Source organism: Kitasatospora sp. NPDC048286 (assembly GCF_043201735.1).
Classification (GTDB): domain Bacteria; phylum Actinomycetota; class Actinomycetes; order Streptomycetales; family Streptomycetaceae; genus Kitasatospora.
The window spans coordinates 310677-327180 of the sequence record NZ_JBICZE010000001.1 but is presented as its reverse complement, the minus strand read 5'-3'; the positions used below and the strand labels follow the sequence as shown (position 1 = coordinate 327180).

At 71.8% G+C, this 16504-nt stretch carries 17 protein-coding genes; 9 read left to right on the top strand and 8 right to left on the bottom strand.

The annotated features are described in order from the left end of the window. The first annotated feature begins 45 nt into the window (after window positions 1-45). The 6 genes from ACGF13_RS01560 (at window position 46) to ACGF13_RS01535 (ending at window position 5663) form a co-directional block, all read left to right on the top strand. Complete coding sequence (locus tag ACGF13_RS01560; protein ID WP_392868755.1) at window positions 46-696, top strand: histidine phosphatase family protein; 651 nt, start codon at window positions 46-48, stop codon at window positions 694-696. A 142-nt stretch (window positions 697-838) separates the two neighbouring features. Further along, complete coding sequence (locus tag ACGF13_RS01555) at window positions 839-1456, top strand: TlpA family protein disulfide reductase (protein WP_392867652.1); 618 nt, start codon at window positions 839-841, stop codon at window positions 1454-1456. Window positions 1457-1458: 2 nt separating this feature from the next. Further along, window positions 1459-2229: a cytochrome c biogenesis protein CcdA gene (locus tag ACGF13_RS01550; protein ID WP_359902907.1), complete on the top strand. Its 771-nt coding sequence runs from the start codon at window positions 1459-1461 to the stop codon at window positions 2227-2229. A gap of 2 nt (window positions 2230-2231) precedes the next feature. Then, on the top strand, window positions 2232-3989 hold the full coding sequence (locus ACGF13_RS01545) for a cytochrome c biogenesis protein ResB (protein WP_392867649.1): 1758 nt from the start codon (window positions 2232-2234) through the stop codon (window positions 3987-3989). Window positions 3990-3992: 3 nt separating this feature from the next. Beyond that, a complete protein-coding gene (gene ccsB, locus ACGF13_RS01540; RefSeq protein ID WP_392867646.1) occupies window positions 3993-5135 on the top strand; it encodes a c-type cytochrome biogenesis protein CcsB in 1143 nt (380 codons plus the stop codon). A 141-nt stretch (window positions 5136-5276) separates the two neighbouring features. Further along, window positions 5277-5663, top strand: coding sequence for a hypothetical protein (locus tag ACGF13_RS01535; RefSeq protein WP_392867643.1), 387 nt, complete (start codon window positions 5277-5279; stop codon window positions 5661-5663). Between the two features lie 6 nt (window positions 5664-5669). On the opposite strand, the gene ACGF13_RS01530 is transcribed toward ACGF13_RS01535, so the two are convergent. After that, on the bottom strand, window positions 5670-6782 hold the full coding sequence (locus tag ACGF13_RS01530; protein ID WP_392867640.1) for a ScbA/BarX family gamma-butyrolactone biosynthesis protein: 1113 nt from the start codon (window positions 6780-6782) through the stop codon (window positions 5670-5672). Between the two features lie 358 nt (window positions 6783-7140). On the opposite strand from ACGF13_RS01530, the gene ACGF13_RS01525 reads away from it, so the two are divergent. Next, window positions 7141-7815, top strand: a complete 675-nt coding sequence (locus ACGF13_RS01525; protein ID WP_392867637.1) for a ScbR family autoregulator-binding transcription factor — start codon at window positions 7141-7143, stop codon at window positions 7813-7815. An 11-nt stretch (window positions 7816-7826) separates the two neighbouring features. Here ACGF13_RS01525 and ACGF13_RS01520 read toward each other — a convergent pair whose 3' ends face one another. The 4 genes from ACGF13_RS01520 to ACGF13_RS01505 all read right to left on the bottom strand — a co-directional run bounded on the left by ACGF13_RS01520 (window position 7827) and on the right by ACGF13_RS01505 (window position 11418). Next, window positions 7827-8438 carry a ScbR family autoregulator-binding transcription factor gene (locus ACGF13_RS01520; protein WP_392867634.1) on the bottom strand — a complete coding sequence of 204 codons (612 nt, stop codon included), beginning with the start codon at window positions 8436-8438 and terminating at the stop codon, window positions 7827-7829. A 219-nt stretch (window positions 8439-8657) separates the two neighbouring features. Continuing rightward, window positions 8658-8867, bottom strand: a complete 210-nt coding sequence (locus tag ACGF13_RS01515) for an acyl-CoA carboxylase epsilon subunit (RefSeq protein WP_392867631.1) — start codon at window positions 8865-8867, stop codon at window positions 8658-8660. A gap of 83 nt (window positions 8868-8950) precedes the next feature. Next, entirely contained in the window at window positions 8951-10552 is a 1602-nt protein-coding gene (locus ACGF13_RS01510) for an acyl-CoA carboxylase subunit beta (RefSeq protein WP_392867628.1), read from the bottom strand. A 452-nt stretch (window positions 10553-11004) separates the two neighbouring features. Then, window positions 11005-11418, bottom strand: coding sequence for a PLD nuclease N-terminal domain-containing protein (locus ACGF13_RS01505; protein WP_392867625.1), 414 nt, complete (start codon window positions 11416-11418; stop codon window positions 11005-11007). A 92-nt stretch (window positions 11419-11510) separates the two neighbouring features. On the opposite strand from ACGF13_RS01505, the gene ACGF13_RS01500 reads away from it, so the two are divergent. Together ACGF13_RS01500 and mqnP are read left to right on the top strand one after the other, a co-directional pair. After that, on the top strand, window positions 11511-12968 hold the full coding sequence (locus tag ACGF13_RS01500; protein WP_392867623.1) for a menaquinone biosynthesis decarboxylase: 1458 nt from the start codon (window positions 11511-11513) through the stop codon (window positions 12966-12968). Continuing rightward, a complete protein-coding gene (gene mqnP / locus ACGF13_RS01495) occupies window positions 12965-13861 on the top strand; it encodes a menaquinone biosynthesis prenyltransferase MqnP (protein WP_392867620.1) in 897 nt (298 codons plus the stop codon). The genes ACGF13_RS01500 and mqnP overlap by 4 nt, the downstream gene beginning before the upstream one ends. A gap of 53 nt (window positions 13862-13914) precedes the next feature. Here mqnP and ACGF13_RS01490 read toward each other — a convergent pair whose 3' ends face one another. From ACGF13_RS01490 to ACGF13_RS01480, 3 genes are all read right to left on the bottom strand, one after another. Next, a complete protein-coding gene (locus ACGF13_RS01490; RefSeq protein WP_392867618.1) occupies window positions 13915-14670 on the bottom strand; it encodes an alpha/beta fold hydrolase in 756 nt (251 codons plus the stop codon). 63 nt (window positions 14671-14733) lie between these two features. Then, complete coding sequence (gene gcvH / locus ACGF13_RS01485) at window positions 14734-15123, bottom strand: glycine cleavage system protein GcvH (protein ID WP_392867615.1); 390 nt, start codon at window positions 15121-15123, stop codon at window positions 14734-14736. A gap of 107 nt (window positions 15124-15230) precedes the next feature. After that, window positions 15231-16454 carry an FAD-dependent oxidoreductase gene (locus tag ACGF13_RS01480; RefSeq protein ID WP_392867612.1) on the bottom strand — a complete coding sequence of 408 codons (1224 nt, stop codon included), beginning with the start codon at window positions 16452-16454 and terminating at the stop codon, window positions 15231-15233. Window positions 16455-16504: the final 50 nt, after the last annotated feature.

Genomic DNA, 16504 nt, shown 5'->3' with positions numbered 1-16504 from the left:
AGTAGTCGAGAAGTGAGCGCCAAAGAGATCACCGTCGTCCACGTGATGCGGCACGGCGAGGTGCACAACCCGGAGGGCGTCCTGTACGGGCGCCTGCCGGACTACCACCTGTCCGAGCTGGGCCGGAAGATGGCCGAGCGGGTCGCCGAGGACCTGGCCGACCGGGACGTCACCCACGTGGTGGCCTCCCCGCTGGAGCGGGCCCAGGAGACCGCCGCGCCGATCGCCGAGGCGCACGGCCTGGCCGTCGCGGTGGACGAGCGGCTGATCGAGGCGGAGAACGTCTTCGAGGGCAAGACCTTCGGGGTCGGCGACGGTTCGCTGCGGAACCCGGGCTACTGGAAGTACCTCACCAACCCGTTCAAGCCCTCCTGGGGCGAGCCGTACCTCGACCAGGTGGTGCGGATGATGGGTGCGCTCGGCGCCGCCCGGGACGCCGCCCGCGGGCACGAGGCGGTCTGCGTCAGCCACCAGCTGCCGATCTGGATCCTGCGCTCCTTCGTCGAGCGCCGCCGGCTGTGGCACGACCCGCGCAACCGGCAGTGCTCGCTGGCCTCGCTGACCAGCTTCACCTTCGAGGGCGACAAGATCGTCTCGGTCGGCTACCGCGAGCCGGCCCGCGACCTGCTGCCCGCGCACCTGGTGGGCAAGGGCCGCAAGGGCGACAAGCCGGTGGGCAAGAGCTTCGGCGCCTAGCCTCCGTAAGCGGCGTGTAAGTATGACTTCGGGTCACCTGGCGAACGCCGGGTGACCCGATTTCGTCGCAGGTCAGAGGGGGTGCGACGCGCAAGGCAGGACCCCGGCGAACCCGCCCGGAACTCCATGCGAAACTTTTCACATGTCTGCCATGACGCGCCCCCGTCCCCGTGTCGCCGCAGCAGCCGCCGCCACCGTCGCCGCCGCTGCGCTCGCCCTCACCGGCTGTACCTCCTCGGGCTCGTCGGGCAGCGGCGAGGGCCAGGTCGGCTTCGTCACGGTCAAGGGCACCAACCTGTCGAAGGCGGAGGCGGGCAAGCGCGGGGACGCGCCGGACATCACCGGGGAGACCCTGGAGGGCACCGCGGCCAAGCTCTCCGACTACCGGGGCAAGGTCGTCGTGCTGAACGTCTGGGGCTCCTGGTGCGGCCCGTGCCGGGCCGAGGCCAAGAGCCTCCAGACCGTCTCGGAGAAGTACAAGGACCAGGGCGTCCAGTTCCTCGGCATCAACACCCGGGACACCGAGAAGCAGAACGCCCTCCGCTTCGAGCAGGAGCAGGGCGTCACCTACCCGAGCCTGTTCGACCCGGCCGGCACCCAGCTGCTCAAGTTCCCCAAGGGCAGCCTCAACCCCCAGTCCATCCCGACCACCCTGGTCGTCGACCGGGACGGCAAGCTGGCCGCCCGCGCCGTCGGCGGCACCACCGAGGACGCGCTGGAGTCGATCCTCCAGCCGGTGGTCGCGGAGCAGAAGCAGTGAGCCTGCCGCCGCTGCACCTCGCCGACGCCACCTCGACCGTCCAGAGCGGCGCGCTGCTGGCCGCCGCCCCGGTCGCGCTGGTGGCGGGGCTGGCGTCGTTCTTCTCGCCGTGCGTGCTGCCGCTGGTCCCGGGCTACCTGTCGTACGTGACCGGCTTCTCCGCCGCCGACCTCGCGGACGCCCGCGGCTCGCGGCGCGGCCGGATGCTGCTCGGCGTCGTGCTGTTCATCCTCGGCTTCACCGCGGTGTTCGTCTCCACCGGCGCCCTGTTCGGCTACTTCGGCCAGGAGCTCCAGGACTACAAGCGGATCATCAGCATCGTGCTGGGCTCGCTCACCGTGGTGATGGGCCTGGCGTTCATGGGCCTGGTGCCCGGGCTGAGCATGCGCGAGGTCCGCTCGCACCGCCGTCCGGCCGTCGGCCTGCTGGGCGCCCCGATGCTCGGGGTGGTCTTCGGCGTCGGCTGGACCCCGTGCATGGGCCCGACCCTGACCGCCGTCCAGAACCTGGCGCTCAACCAGGCCGACGCCCAGCGTGGCGCGCTACTGACCACCTTCTACTGCCTGGGCCTCGGCGTACCGTTCATCCTGGCCGCCGTGGCGTTCCGCCGGGCGCTGGGCGCCTTCGGCTGGGTCAAGCGGCACTACCCGCTCGTCATGAGGATCGGCGGCGGCATGCTCGTCGCGGTCGGTCTGCTGCTCGTCACCGGGATCTGGGACTCGATGATGAGCCAGCTGCAGTCCTGGACCGCCGACTTCCAGATCGGAATCTGACCGTGAGCGACACCACGACCGAGACCGAGCAGCCCCCGGCGCCGGACGACAGCGCCGCCGAGCGGCTCAGCACCGCACCGGTCGAGTCCGAGGGCCCGACCGGCATGGGGGCGTTCGGCTGGGCGCGCTGGATGTGGCGCCAGCTGACCTCGATGCGGGTCGCCCTGATCCTGCTCTTCCTGCTGTCGCTGGCCGCCATCCCCGGCTCGCTGATCCCGCAGAACGGGCAGAACCAGTTCAAGGTGCAGACCTGGAAGGCGCAGCACACCACGGTCGCGCCGATCTACGAGAAGCTCCAGCTGTTCGACGTCTACAGCTCGGTCTGGTTCTCCGCGATCTACATCCTGCTGTTCGTCTCGCTGGCCGGCTGCATCGTCCCGCGCACCTGGCAGTTCGTCGGCGTGCTGCGCGCCCAGCCGCCGGCCGCCCCGCGCAACCTGACCCGGATGCCGGTGCACGCGGCCTGGCGCACCTCGGCGGACGCCGAGAAGGTGAACGCCGCCGCGCACCGGCTGCTGCGCAAGCGCGGCTTCCGCGCCCACCTGTCCGGCGGCGCGGTGTCCGCCGAGAAGGGGTACCTGCGCGAGGTCGGCAACCTGCTGTTCCACCTGTCGCTGTTCGCGCTGCTCGGCGGCTTCGCCTGGTCCAGCCTGGCCGCCGGCACCGGCGGCAAGCTGATGATCGAGGGCGAGGGTTACTCCAACACCATCACCCAGCTCGACGACTTCACCGGCACCCGCTTCTACGGCAGCCAGGACCTCGACCCCTTCTACCTGAAGCTGAACGGCTTCACCTCGAAGTTCCAGGAGAAGGGCGACCAGATCGGCGCCGCCCGGCAGTTCACCGCGAACGTCGAGTACTACGAGGGCAGCGACGAGTCCAAGCTGAAGAAGTCGACCATCGAGGTCAACCACCCGCTGGAGGTCGGCGGCAGCAAGGTCTACCTGATCGGCCACGGCTACGCCCCGTTCGTCACCGTCAAGAACGGCAAGGGCGAGGTCGTCTACCAGGGCGCCGTCCCGTTCCTGCCGCAGGACGGCAACCTGACCTCCACCGGCGTCGTGAAGGTCTCCGACTACGGCGCGGGCCCCGACGGCAACAAGACCCAGATGGGCTTCTCCGGCTTCTTCCTGCCGACCGCCCCGCTGAGCTTCGAGGGCACCGGCCCGGTCTCGCTGTTCCCCGGCGACGCCGCCCCCGAGCTGGTGCTGAACGCCTTCGCGGGCGACCTCGGCACCGACTCCGGCCTGCCGCAGAACGTCTACCAGCTCAACACCCGCAAGCTCACCCAGCTGACCCAGGACGGCCAGCCGGCCAAGGCCAGGCTCAAGCCCGGCCAGGCCTGGGCGCTGCCCGACGGCTACGGCTCGGTGACCTTCGAGGGCTACAAGCAGTGGGCCAGCTTCAACATCACGCACCGCCCGGGCAACGAGATCGCCCTGGCCGGCGGAGTGCTCGCGATCCTCGGCCTGATCGGCTCGCTGTTCATCCAGCGCCGCCGGATCTGGGTGCGGGCGGTCGCCCTGCCCGGCGGCGGCACCCAGGTGGAGCTGGCCGGCCTGGCCCGCAGCGAGTCGGCGAAGATCGCCGAGGAGCTGGCGGAGCTCGCGGTCGACCTCCAGGACGACGCCCCGGCCTCCGAGGACGAGGACGAGGACGACACCACCGAAACGGACGTACCCGAGGAGCCCGGGGACCCCACCGCCCCGAAGGCCTCCCCGGACCCCGCAGCCCCTGCCGACCAGAACTCCAAGGAGTAGACGGTGCACCTCGCCTCGGCGGTCGACCCACAGCTGGCCGACCTCTCCAACAAGCTGATCTATTCGGCGATGGTGGTCTACACCCTCGCCATGTTCGCCCACATGATCGAGTGGACCTTCGGCAGCAGGGGCGGCGTCGCCGTCCGCTCGAAGGAGCAGGCGGGCAGCCTCGCCGAGACCGTCGCCGCGGCCGGGCAGCAGGCCGCGGACAAGGCCGCGAAGAAGGTCACGGTCACCGTGGCGGGAGCCGGCGGCGGCACCACCACGCTCACCCGCACCGCGGTCGCGGGCGAGGGCGCGACGGTGGTCACCAGCGGGCGCGGCGCCGACGAGGTGGACGGCCCGGGCGCGGCCGGCACCAACGAGAAGGCCGACCTGGCCGGCCGGATCGCCATCTCGCTCACCGTGCTCGCGGCCCTGCTGCACGTGGGTGGGATCGTCACCCGCGGCCTGTCGGTCTCCCGCTGGCCGTGGGGCAACATGTACGAGTTCTCGTGCGCGTTCGCCTTCGCCATGACGGCGGCGTACCTGGTGCTGCTGGCCACGAAGAAGAACGTCCGCTGGCTCGGCCTGCCGGTCGTCCTCGCGGGGCTGCTGACCCTCGGCATCGCCACCACGGTGCTGTACACGGACTCCGAGCAGCTCGTCCCGGCGCTGCACTCGCCGTGGCTGGCGATCCACGTCTCCACCGCGATCTTCTGCGGCGGTGCCTTCTACGCGGCGTTCATCGCGACGCTGCTGTACCTCGGCAAGGACTCCTTCGACAAGCGCATGGCGGCCGGCCTCACCACCGGTCCGCTGGGCACCTCGGCCTCGATCTGGCGCCGGCTGCCCGCCGCGTCCACCTTCGACAAGCTGTCCTACCGGATCAACGCCCTGGTCTTCCCGCTGTGGACCTTCACCATCATCGCGGGCGCGATCTGGGCCGAGGCGGCCTGGGGCAAGTACTGGGAGTGGGACCCGAAGGAGACCTGGTCGTTCATCACCTGGGTCGCCTACGCCTGCTACCTGCACGCCCGTGCGACGGCCGGCTGGAAGGGCCGCAAGGCCGCCTACCTGGCGCTGGCGGCGTTCGCCTGCTGGCTCTTCAACTACTACGGCGTGAACATCTTCGTCACCGGAAAGCACTCCTACGCGGGGATCTGACCGGGGCACACGATCACCCACCGGCCCGGCTCTCTCCCACAGGTAGCCGGGCCGAGGTGCGACAGGGGTAGTGCGTGCCGGCCGCCGGTCGGCGCGAGAGGGAATTGAGGAGGAAATCGCGCAATGGAGTGCGACGAGGTCATGCTGACCGTCCGAATCACCGCCGCCGAGCGCATGCTGCTCCGCAGGCTCGCCCAGGGGCACCGGAGCGACGTGTCCGAGGTGGTGTCCGACGCGCTGCTGGACATCATCCCCACGCTCAGCGCGCCGGGGGACGCCTACCGGCTGCTGGGGGCGCTGGTGGTGCCCGCGCCGTGCGCCCTGACGGTCTGGCTGCCGACCCCGCTGGCCGACCTGCTGGTGCCCGGCGCGGCCCGGATCGCCCAGATCACCGACGTCCGGATCGAGTCCGCCAGTGCCGCCCTGGGCGCGGCGCTGCGGCTCTGGCTGGCCCAGGACCCGGTCCGGCTGGCGACCAACCTCAGCGTGATGCACGCGGGCCGGCCGGCGGCCCTGGTGGCCGCCTGACGGGGGTCAGCTCGCGAGCGGCAGCCGGGTGCCGTCGAGGTCCGGAGCGGCGGGGCGGCCCTCGCAGGCGTCCCGCCGGGCCGGTGCCGTCGGGCTCTCGGCCGGCCCGTCCAACGGCGCGGTGAGCAGCACGCACTCGGCCGCCGTCCGGCCGTCCTGGACCAGCAGGACCCGTACCGGCAGCCGTCCGCCCGCCCCGGTCGCCCCGGAGGCCGGCTCGGGGACCGCCCGGACGAAGCAGGGCCGGTCCAGTTCGATGTGGTGCTCGAAGGAGGTCACCAGCTCGACCGGCACCACCGGCTCGGGGTGGCGCAGCCGCTGGGCGGCCTGCCGGGCGGCCTCCAGCACCAGCATCCCGGGCACGTGGTCCAGCTCGTGGTCGAACAGCACCGGGTGGGTGGCGTCGGCCCGCAGCAGCCAGGTGTCCGGGGCGAGGGTCGGGCTGAGCACCACGTCCTCGGGCTGCGCGCGGCCGACCAGCTGGGGTGCGGCCGGCGCCGGCGGCCGCGGCGGGGCGGCGCGCCGCTCGGGGCCGCGCAGCCGGGCGTACGCGGCGGGGGAGAGCACCCGCAGCCGGCCGCTGCCGTGGCCGACCGGCCGGCCGTCCCGGGTGACGTCGACGCACACCCGCAGCGAGGCCAGTTCGCCGTGCCGGATCCGGACGTCCTCGCAGCCGACGGCCAGCATCAGCGAGGCGGGGCCGGCGCTGACGGCCAGGCCCGGCAGCCCGGGCCCGTCGAGCGCGTAGGAGAGGTCCTCCAGCACGAAGTGGTGGCCGCGCGGCACCCCGAACCCGGCGTGGCCGATCAGCAGCCCCGCCTGGCGGATCGTTTCGGCCAGCAGCACCGGGTCGTGGTAGCGGTCCCCGGGCAGCCGGTAGAAGCCGTGCAGCCGGGGCCACTGGGCGCCGAGCAGGAAGTCGTACGGGCCGGTGGCCTGCCAGCCGGTGAGGAAGACCTCGGACACCGAGGCGCGGTGCACCAGGTGCCGGGAGACGGTCCGGTCGTGGAAGTCGTAGCCGGTCGCGGGGCCGTCGTGGAAGAGGTCGAAGCCGCCGCCGCTGCCCGGGCCGGGGTGGGCGCACGGGCCGAGCGGGTCCGGCTCTACGATCGATGGCATGACGGGCCCCCGCTTCAGGGTGTCGGTCGGAGCGGCCGCTACGGCCGTCCGAGCAAAACATACATACCACCCGGTTTGTGTTCGGCGACTGGGGGTGCCCGGGCCGCACTCGCCGGCCTGATCACGCTACCCGCCCCGTGGACTGGGGGAATGCCCGTTCGGAGGGTCTCGGACCATCGGTGGGGGCCCGTACCCGCTGGACGGCGGGGACGGCGAGCGCGCTGCAGGCGCTAGATTAGATACCAACCATGCGGTTTCGGAAGATGCCGTCCGCATGCGAGCGCCGCTCCCGCAGGGGCCGCGCCGACAGCTGCCGGGTGGGGCGGGGATCGCGCCCGGTCGAGTCCGGAGGGGGCCAGTGGTCAAGCAGGAACGGGCTGGGCGGACCCGGCAGGCCGTACTGCTCGCCGCCGCCGAGACCTTCGCGCGGGTGGGCTTCGAGGCCGCCAGCCTGGTCGACATCAGCCGCCGGGCCGGGGTGAGCAAGGGCGCCCTGTACTTCCACTTCGTCTCCAAGCAGGCGCTCGCCGACGGGGTGCGGCGCGCCTCCGGGCGGGAGGTCGGCTCGGCCGCGCTGCGCGCGCTGCGGGCCGACGGCCCGGCGCTCCAGGGCCTGATCGACTTCTCGCACGAGCTGGCCCGGCTGCTGCGCGAGGACGTGGTGGTGCGGGCCGGCGTCCGGCTGGGCCGCTCGGGCGCGAGCCGGGGCGGCGCCCAGGAGGGGGCGGACGGGTCCGCTCCGGTGGCCCCGGAGGTCGCCTGGCGCGGCCTCGCCGCCGTCGTCCACCGGCTGCTGGACCGCGCCGCGGACGCCGGGGAGCTGTGCCCCGGGGTGGACCGGCGGACCGCCGCGGAACTGCTCACCGCGGTGGCGGCGGGCCAGGTGCTGCTCGCGGGCGAGGAGGCCGGTCGGCCCGGGCCGGAGGACGTGAGCCGGCTCTGGACGGCCGCGCTGCCGGCCCTGGTGCCGTCGGAACGGCGGGCGGGCTACCGGCTCCGATCGCCGGCCCGGGCCGACGATCGGAGCCGGTAGCCCGGCGATGCTCAGCCGCGCTCGGCGATGCTCAGCCGGGCGAGCGCGTGCGGCTGGACCAGGCCGGGCAGCAGCAGCGTCCAGAGGTCGGCCAGCCGCTGGATCAGGTCCTGCCGGTCGGTCAGCACCTGGGAGCTCAGCTGGATGCCGGTGACAGCCCCGGTGACCACCCCGGAGGCCGCGGTCAGGTCGATCCCCGGGTGGAGCTCGCCGGCCTCCTGGGCGCGCGCCAGCAGCTCGCGGACCATGTCCATCCAGCCCTGGTAGGCCGCGAGCTGCGGCTGGGTGAAGCTGCCGTGCTCGATGGTCAGCCGGATGCTGCCGCGCACCAGCGGGTCGGTCTGGAGCGCGCGGGCGAAGGCGTACGCGAGGTCGATCAGGTTCTGCACCGGGCTGTCCGAGGCCGGTGACCAGCCGGAGATGAAGATGCCCTGTCCCTCGATGACGGCGAGCGCCAGCTCCTCCTTGGAGCGGAAGTGGAAGTACAGCGCGCCCTTGGTGACGCCGGCGCGGTCCAGGATCTCGGACATGGTGGCGGCGGCGTAGCCCCGCTCGTCGAACACCTCGGCCGCCGCGAGGAGTACCGCCTGGCGGGTCGCCAGCGCGCGGGCCTGCCTGGCCATCGCAGCCTCCCTGGAAAGTTCTGATCTCGGCAGCGGCCGATCCTACGGGGGCGGACCTGGTGGCGGACGCATACCGTCCAGTACGCATCCTACCGAGCCCGCCGCGGGCCCTTCCGGCCCCGGCCGGCCACGCGGTGGCGCCGCCGGTCCGGCCCGGGCGAACGCCGACGGCCGGCCACCCGGGTGGGGTGACCGGCCGTCGGCTCGGGCCGTGGGCCGTCAGGCGGCCTGCTGCCAGCTGAACGGCGAGTAGTACGCCGGGCGGCGCTCCAGGCGCTGCCAGCTGGCGATCGGCTCGACCGGCGCGGCGGCTGCGGCCTGCTGCGCGACGGCCGCGCGCGCGGCGAGGACGGCGGTCAGGGCGGCGAGTTCCTCGTCGGTGAGACTGCCGCGGACGATGCGGACGAGGGGTTCGGCGGAAGCGGTCATGTCCTGGTTTCTCCCCCGGTTGCTGTGGTCTGAGGTGGGTGCCGGTACGGAAGGCTGCGGTGCGCGTTCGGTGGAGCGCGCCGCTACATCGGCGGGTTGCCGTGCTTGCGGCTGGGCAGGTCGGCGTGCTTGGTGCGGAGCATGGCCAGGGCGGAGGCGATCACCTGGCGGGTCTCGGCGGGGTCGATGACGTCGTCCACGAGGCCGCGCTCGGCCGCGTAGTACGGGTGCATCAGCTCGTTCTTGTATTCCTTGATCTTCTGGGCGCGCATGGCGTCCGGGTCCTCGGCGGCGTTGATCTCGCGGCGGAAGATGACGTTGGCGGCGCCCTCGGCACCCATCACGGCGATCTCGTTGGTCGGCCAGGCGTAGGACAGGTCGGCGCCGATGGAGCGGGAGTCCATCACGATGTAGGCGCCGCCGTAGGCCTTGCGCAGGATGAGCGAGATGCGCGGCACGGTGGCGTTGCAGTACGCGTAGAGCAGCTTGGCGCCGTGGCGGATGATGCCGCCGTGCTCCTGGTCGACGCCGGGCAGGAAGCCGGGGACGTCGAGGAGGGTGACCAGCGGGATGTTGAAGGCGTCGCACATCTGCACGAAGCGGGCGGCCTTCTCGCTGGCGTTGATGTCCAGGACGCCGGCCAGCGACTGCGGCTGGTTGGCGATGATGCCGACGACGTGGCCGTCGACGCGGGCGAGCACGCACAGGACGTTGGTGGCCCAGCGCTCGTGGACCTCCAGGTACTCGCCGTGGTCGACGATCTCCTCGATGACCTTGCGCATGTCGTACGGGCGGTTGCCGTCGGCGGGCACCAGGTCCAGCAGGCCGTCGTTGCGGCGCTCGACCGGGTCGTCGGTGACGACGGAGGGCGGCATCTCGCGGTTGTTCTGCGGGAGCAGCGACAGGAGGTAGCGGACCTCCTCGATGCAGGACTGCTCGTCGTCGTAGACGAAGTGGGAGACGCCGGAGACGCCGGCGTGGACGTCCGCGCCGCCGAGGCCGTTCTGGGTGATCTTCTCGCCGGTCACGGCCTGGACGACGTCGGGGCCGGTGATGAACATCTGCGAGGTCTCGCGGACCATGAAGACGAAGTCGGTCAGCGCGGGGGAGTACGCGGCGCCGCCGGCGCACGGGCCGAGCATCACCGAGATCTGCGGGATGACGCCGGAGGCCTTGGTGTTGCGCTGGAAGATGCCGCCGTAACCGGCCAGGGCGGTGACGCCCTCCTGGATGCGGGCGCCGGCGCCGTCGTTCAGCGAGACCAGCGGGGCGCCGGCCGCGATGGCCATGTCCATGATCTTGTGGATCTTCTGCGCGTGGGCCTCGCCCAGCGCGCCGCCGAAGATCCGGAAGTCGTGCGCGTAGGTGAACACGGTGCGCCCGTGCACGGTGCCCCAGCCGACGATCACGCCGTCGGTGTGCGGCTTCTTGGCCTCCAGGCCGAAGCCCTGGGCGCGGTGCCGGCGCAGCGGCTCGACCTCCTGGAAGGAGCCCTCGTCCAGCAGCAGCTCGATGCGCTCGCGGGCGGTCAGCTTGCCCTTGGCGTGCTGGGCCTCGGTGGCCTTCTCGCTGGGGCCGCGGCGGACCTTCTCGCGCAGCTCGTGCAGCTCGGCGACCCGTCCGCGGGCGTCGGCCGGAATCTCGGGAACCTCGCCGTCGACCGGCGCCTCATGCACAACCGTCATCTCGAACCACTCCAAGGGTGAGGGAACTGTCCGACAGCCAACGTCTGCTGTGCCCCCGGCTGCGAATCACTTTCTTCACTTATGACTGTACGAGGGGCCGTGCGCTGGTTTCGGCGTCGATTCCGTACAAGGTCGGGTTCGTTTAGCTGTCAGGCCTGCACAGAAGCGGTCGGTTCGGTCACTGAGCGCTCGGTGTTCGCTTGGATACCGGGGGTTGTCGAACAGATGATGGTCCGATGATCTGAGCATGAATAAAAGCGCAGGTCAGGGCCGTCTCCCGGTACTGTAAGCCGGTCCTCTTGTGGCGCGCTCAAGGTCCGCTCAAGCCCGGCTGCCGGGGGCCCGCCGCCGGGGTGAGGGGGTCGCGAGTCGTAGGGAAGCGCCAAAAACACCGCAGCCCACCCCGTGTGCTGGGGGTGGGCTGTCCGGGCGAGCGTGCGGACCTGCCGTGATCAGCTCTTCCTGCCGTCCTCGGGTTCGTCGCGGTCGCGCAGATCCCGCTCGCGGCGACGGAGATCGGCCTCCCACTGCTTGAGCATGTCCTCGTGGTCTTTGTCGTTCTTCTTCAACGAGGCGAGGAACTCGGGGTCGTCGTCGGGGGCCGGCGGGCGTCCGCCGGGGCGGCCGGGGCGGTCGTCGGCCGGGTATCCGCTGCGGGCCCCGGCGGACGCGGCCCGCAGGAAGCCGCGCTGCTTGCCGGCGATCAGCCAGGCGATCGGGCCCAGCGGCGGGAAGAGCAGCACGATCAGCACCCAGACCACCTTGGGCAGGTGCTTCACCTCGTCCTCGGGGGTGGTCAGGCAGTCCACGAACGCCCAGACCCAGAGCGCGAGCGGAAGGATGATGGTCAGAAGAATCCTCGGCACGGCTGGGATCTCCCCCCGGGCGACGACGGCGGCGGGCGCCTACCAGGGGCCCTTGACCGGGCCAGGCTATCGGGTGGCGGATACTGACAGGCATGGCATACGACGATCTCCGCTCGTTTCTCCGCGCCCTCGACCGCGAGGGTGACCTCAAGCGCATCAAGGCCGAGGTGGACCCGCACCTGGAGATCGGCGAGATCGTCGACCGGGTGCAGAAGGCCAAGGGCCCGGCGCTGCTCTTCGAGAACGTCAAGGGTTCGTCGATGCCGCTGGCGATGAACGTCTTCGGCACCGAGCGGCGGCTGGCCAAGGCGCTCGGCCTCAAGGGCCCGGACGACATCTCCGAGAAGATCGCCGGCCTGCTCAAGCCCGAGCTGCCGCAGGGCTTCACCGGCTTCAGGGACGCCTTCGGCAAGCTCGCCTCGATGGCGCACGTCCCACCCCGGCACGTGAAGTCCGGCGACGCCCCCGTGCAGGAGGTCGTGCTCACCGGTGACGACGTCAACCTGGACGAGCTGCCCGCCCTCTTCACCTGGCCGCTGGACGGCGGCTCCTTCTTCAACCTGGGCCTGACCCACACCAAGGACCCGGACAGCGGCATCCGCAACCTGGGCCTCTACCGGCTCCAGCGGCACGACCGCCGCACCATCGGCATGCACTGGCAGATCCACAAGGACAGCCGCAACCACTACGCCGTCGCGGCCAGGCGCGGCGAGCGCCTCCCGGTCGCGATCGCCTTCGGCTGCCCGCCCGCCGTCACCTACGCGGCCACCGCTCCGCTGCCCGGGGACATCGACGAGTACCTCTTCGCCGGCTTCATCGCCGGGGAGCGGGTCCGGATGGTCGACTGCAAGACCGTGCCGCTCCAGGTCCCGGCCGACGCCGAGGTGGTCCTGGAGGGCTGGCTGGAGCCCGGCGAGATGCTGCCCGAGGGCCCGTTCGGCGACCACACCGGCTTCTACACCCCGCAGGAGCCGTTCCCGGCGCTGAAGATCGACTGCGTGACGATGCGCCGCCGGCCGATCCTCCAGTCCATCGTGGTCGGCCGCCCGCCGACGGAGGACGGCCCGCTGGGCAAGTTCACCGAGCGCTTCTTCCTGCCGCTGCTGAAGATCATCATCCCGGACATCGTCGACTACGACCTGCCCGAGGCCGGCGGCTTCCACAACTGCGTGATCGTCTCGATCGACAAGAAGTACCCCAAGCACGCCCAGAAGACGATGCACGCGATCTGGGGCGCGCACATGATGTCGCTGACCAAGCTGATCATCGTGGTGGACTCCGACTGCGACGTGCACGACTACCAGGAAGTCGCCTGGCGGGCCTTCGGCAACGTCGACTACAGCCGCGACCTCACCGTCGTAGAGGGCCCGGTCGACCACCTCGACCACGCCTCGTACCAGCAGTTCTGGGGCGGCAAGGCCGGCATCGACGCGACCCGCAAGCTGCCCGAGGAGGGCTACACCCGGGACGGCGGCTGGCCCGAGATGGTGTCCTCGGACCCGGCCACGGCCGCCCTGGTGTCGCGCCGCTGGAAGGAGTACGGACTGTGAGCACGGCCGCCGTCGAGACCCCCGGGCGCACGAAGGCCTTCCTGCGCCTGGTGATGATCGAGCACTCGGTCTTCGCCCTGCCCTTCGCCTACATCGCCGCGCTGACGGCGATGTTCCTCGCGGACAGGCGGGTGCACTGGGGCGAACTGTTCGTCGTCACGGTCTGCATGGTCGGGCTGCGCACCTTCGCGATGGCCGCGAACCGGATCATCGACCGCGAGATCGACGCCCGGAACGCGCGGACCGCCACGCGCGAACTCGTCACCGGTGCGGTCTCGTTGAGGACCGCGTACGTCGGCTCGGCCGTCGCGCTGGTGGTCTTCCTCGGCGCGGCCGCGATGCTCAACCCGCTCTGCCTGGCGCTCGCGCCGGTGGCCGTGGTGCCGATGGTCGTCTACCCGTACGGCAAGCGGTTCACCGACTTCCCGCAGGCGATCCTCGGCCTGGCCCAGGCGATGGGCCCGGTCGGCGCCTGGCTCGCGGTGACGGGCAGCTGGTCCTGGGACGCGGTGGTGCTGGGCGTGGCCGTCGGCATCTGGATCGGCGGGTTCGACCTGATCTACGCCTGCCAGGACGTCGAGTCCGACCGCGAGCACAGCGTGCGCTCGGTGCCGGCGCGGTTCGGAGTGCCGGCGGCGATCCGGGGCGCGCGCGTGTGCCACGTCCTGACGACGCTCCTGCTGGGCTGGTTCGCGGTCCTGACGGACGCCGGGGCGGCGTTCTGGATCGGCCTGGCGGTCGTCGCGGGCGCGTTCGTCTACGAGCACACCATCGTGAAGCCGAACGACCTCTCGAAGCTCAACCGGGCGTTCTTCCAGACGAACGGCTTCGTGGGGATCTCGCTCTTCTTCTTCGCCCTGGTGGACCTGGTCGTCCGCGGGCTCGGGATCTGATCCCGGAGGCCGCTCGGTCGTCCGGGGCGGCGCGCGTCCCGTCCGGGGCGGCCTCAGCCGTGCAGGAAGCCCTCCAGCGACACCGCCAGGGCCACCGGGGCCTCGTACATCGGGTAGTGCCCGCTGCCGGCGAGCTCCTCCAACTCGGCGTTGGGGTAGTGGTCGAGGAAGGTGCCGCGCATCACCTCGGCGGTGAGGGCGAGGTCGTGCTCGCCGACGATCACCTTGACCGGCACCGGGTTGCCGTCGATCCGGGGCCGCAGGTCGGCCGTCGTCCAGTCGCGGACGTAGCCGCCGAAGGCCTCGGGGGTGGACAGCCGCAGGGACTGGTCGACCATGCGGTCGAGCCAGACCCGGCCGGCCCGCTGGCCGGTCACCAGGTCCAGGATCGCGAAGCGCTTCTCCCGGTCCTCGGCGGCGCCGTGGAACAGCGCCTCGCCGGCCTCGTCCAGCTGGTACGGCCCGGCGGGCACCGGGGCCAGGCCGACGAGCTTGCGCACCCGCAGCGGCGCCTCGGCGAGCACCTGCTGGGCCGCCTTGCCGCCCATCGAGTGGCCGACCAGCGAGAAGCGGTCCCAGCCGAGCTGGTCGGCCAGGGCGAGCGCGTCGGCGGCGATCTCGGCGAGCGTGTACGCGCCGGGGACGTCCTTGCGCCGCCCGTAGCCGCGGTAGTCGAGGAACGCGTAGCCGAACGCGTCGCCGTCGAGGTAGTCGAGGAACGGGCCCCAGCCCGCGCTGGTGCCGAACCAGTCGTGCAGGACCAGGACGTGGTGGTCGCCGGTGCCGACCAGGTGGTGAGGGATCGTCATGCCAACGGTCGTTCCCCGCGATCCGCCCGCCCGAACGGACGGTTCGCGGGGAGCGGGCGGCGGCTACTGCTCGTCGATGACGGCCTGGTACTGGGTGGCCGAGAGCAGGCCCTTCAGCTCGTCGGCCTTGGTCACGGCGAGCTCGATGATCCAGCCGTCGCCGTACGGGTCGGAGTTGATCGACTCGGGATCGTCGCTCAGGTCCGTGTTGATCGCGGCGACCGTCCCGGACAGCGGCGCGTAGAGCTCGCTCACCGACTTGACGGATTCCACCGTGCCGAACGCCTGGCGGGCTTCGAGCTTGTCGCCCACCTTGGGGAGTTCGACGAAGACGATGTCGCCGAGCTGCTTCTGGGCGTAGTCGGTGATGCCGACGCGGGCCCGGTCCTTCCCCACCGTCTCCACCCACTCGTGGTCGTCGGTGTACTTGAGGTTCGTCGGGATGGTGCTCATGGCGGCCTCCGGGGAGTCGGCATCGGAGCTGACGGGTCGCCAGGTCCGAGGAGGAGCCTGCTACAGGCGCCGCCCCTGCGCCGCCAAGCTCACCCGATCGAGTGAAATCAGGCGTCGCGCCGGGCGAAGGCCGGGGCGTGCTCGGGGAGCGGGCCGAGGGCGATCAGGCGGGACAGCGCCTGTCGGAAGCCGGGGGCGAAGCGGGCCAGCAGCACCAGCCGCTGCGGCGGGCCGATCCGGCGCCCGCTGAGCACCGGCTCGAACATGATGCCGTGCAGGACCCGCTGCATCCGCTGCATGATCACCGTCGGCCGCCACCGGCGCCGCTGCACCCGGGCGAGCGCGGCGGTGGTCGGGCGGCCGTGGCGCAGCGGTTCGGCGAGCAGGGTGGCGGTGGCGACGGCGTCCTGGATGGCGAGGTTGATGCCCACCCCGCCGGCCGGGGACATCGCGTGGGCGGCGTCGCCGATCAGCAGCAGCCCGTCGGCGTACCAGCGGTGCAGCCGGTTGAGCCGGGCGTCGAGCATGTGGACGTCGTCCAGGTCGGCGAGCTGGTCGACCCGGTCGGCGTACTGGGGCAGCAGGTCGGCGATCCGGGCGCGGAAGCGCTCGATGCCCTCGGCGCGCAGCTGCGGGTCGGAGCCCTTGGCCCGGAAGTAGCCGATCTGGAAGTAGTCGTCCCGGGTGAGGCTCAGGGCGATGTCGCCGTGTCCGAAGCCGGGGACGAGGTTGGGCGGCGCGGAGCGCTCGTGGGGGTGCCGGGGCAGCCGGAACCACCAGACGTCGAAGGGCACCGGGAACTCCCGGGGCGTCAGGCCGGCCGCCCGGCGCAGGGTGGAGTGCCGGCCGTCGGCGGCGACGGTGAGGTCGGCGCGCAGCTCGCCCTCCTCGCCGTCCCGGGTGCGGTACCGGACGCCGACCACCCGGGCGCCGTCCTTGAGCAGTCCGGTCGCCTCGGTGTTCATCCGCAGGGTGAAGGTGGGTTCCTGCCGGGCCTCGGCGACCAGGAAGTTCAGCAGGTCCCACTGCGGGATCATGGCGATGTAGTTGTACGGGGGCCGCAGCCGTTCGTAGGCGCTCAGTGCGACGGGGGCGCCGCCGCGGGGTTGCACCACCAGGTTGCCGAGGCGGCTCTGCGGCAGGGCGGCGAACTTCTCGCCGAGGCCGAGCTCGTCCATCAGCCGCACGGTGGAGGCGTGGACGGTGTCGCCGCGGAAGTCGCGCAGGAAGTCCCCGTGCTTCTCCAGCACGGTCACCTCGACGCCGGCGCGCGCCAGCATCAGGCCCAGCATCATTCCGGCGGGCCCGCCTCCGGAGATCACGACGCTCATGGCTCTCCCCTTTCAGTGCTCGAATGATCACTGTCCGCGTGGAACCTGTA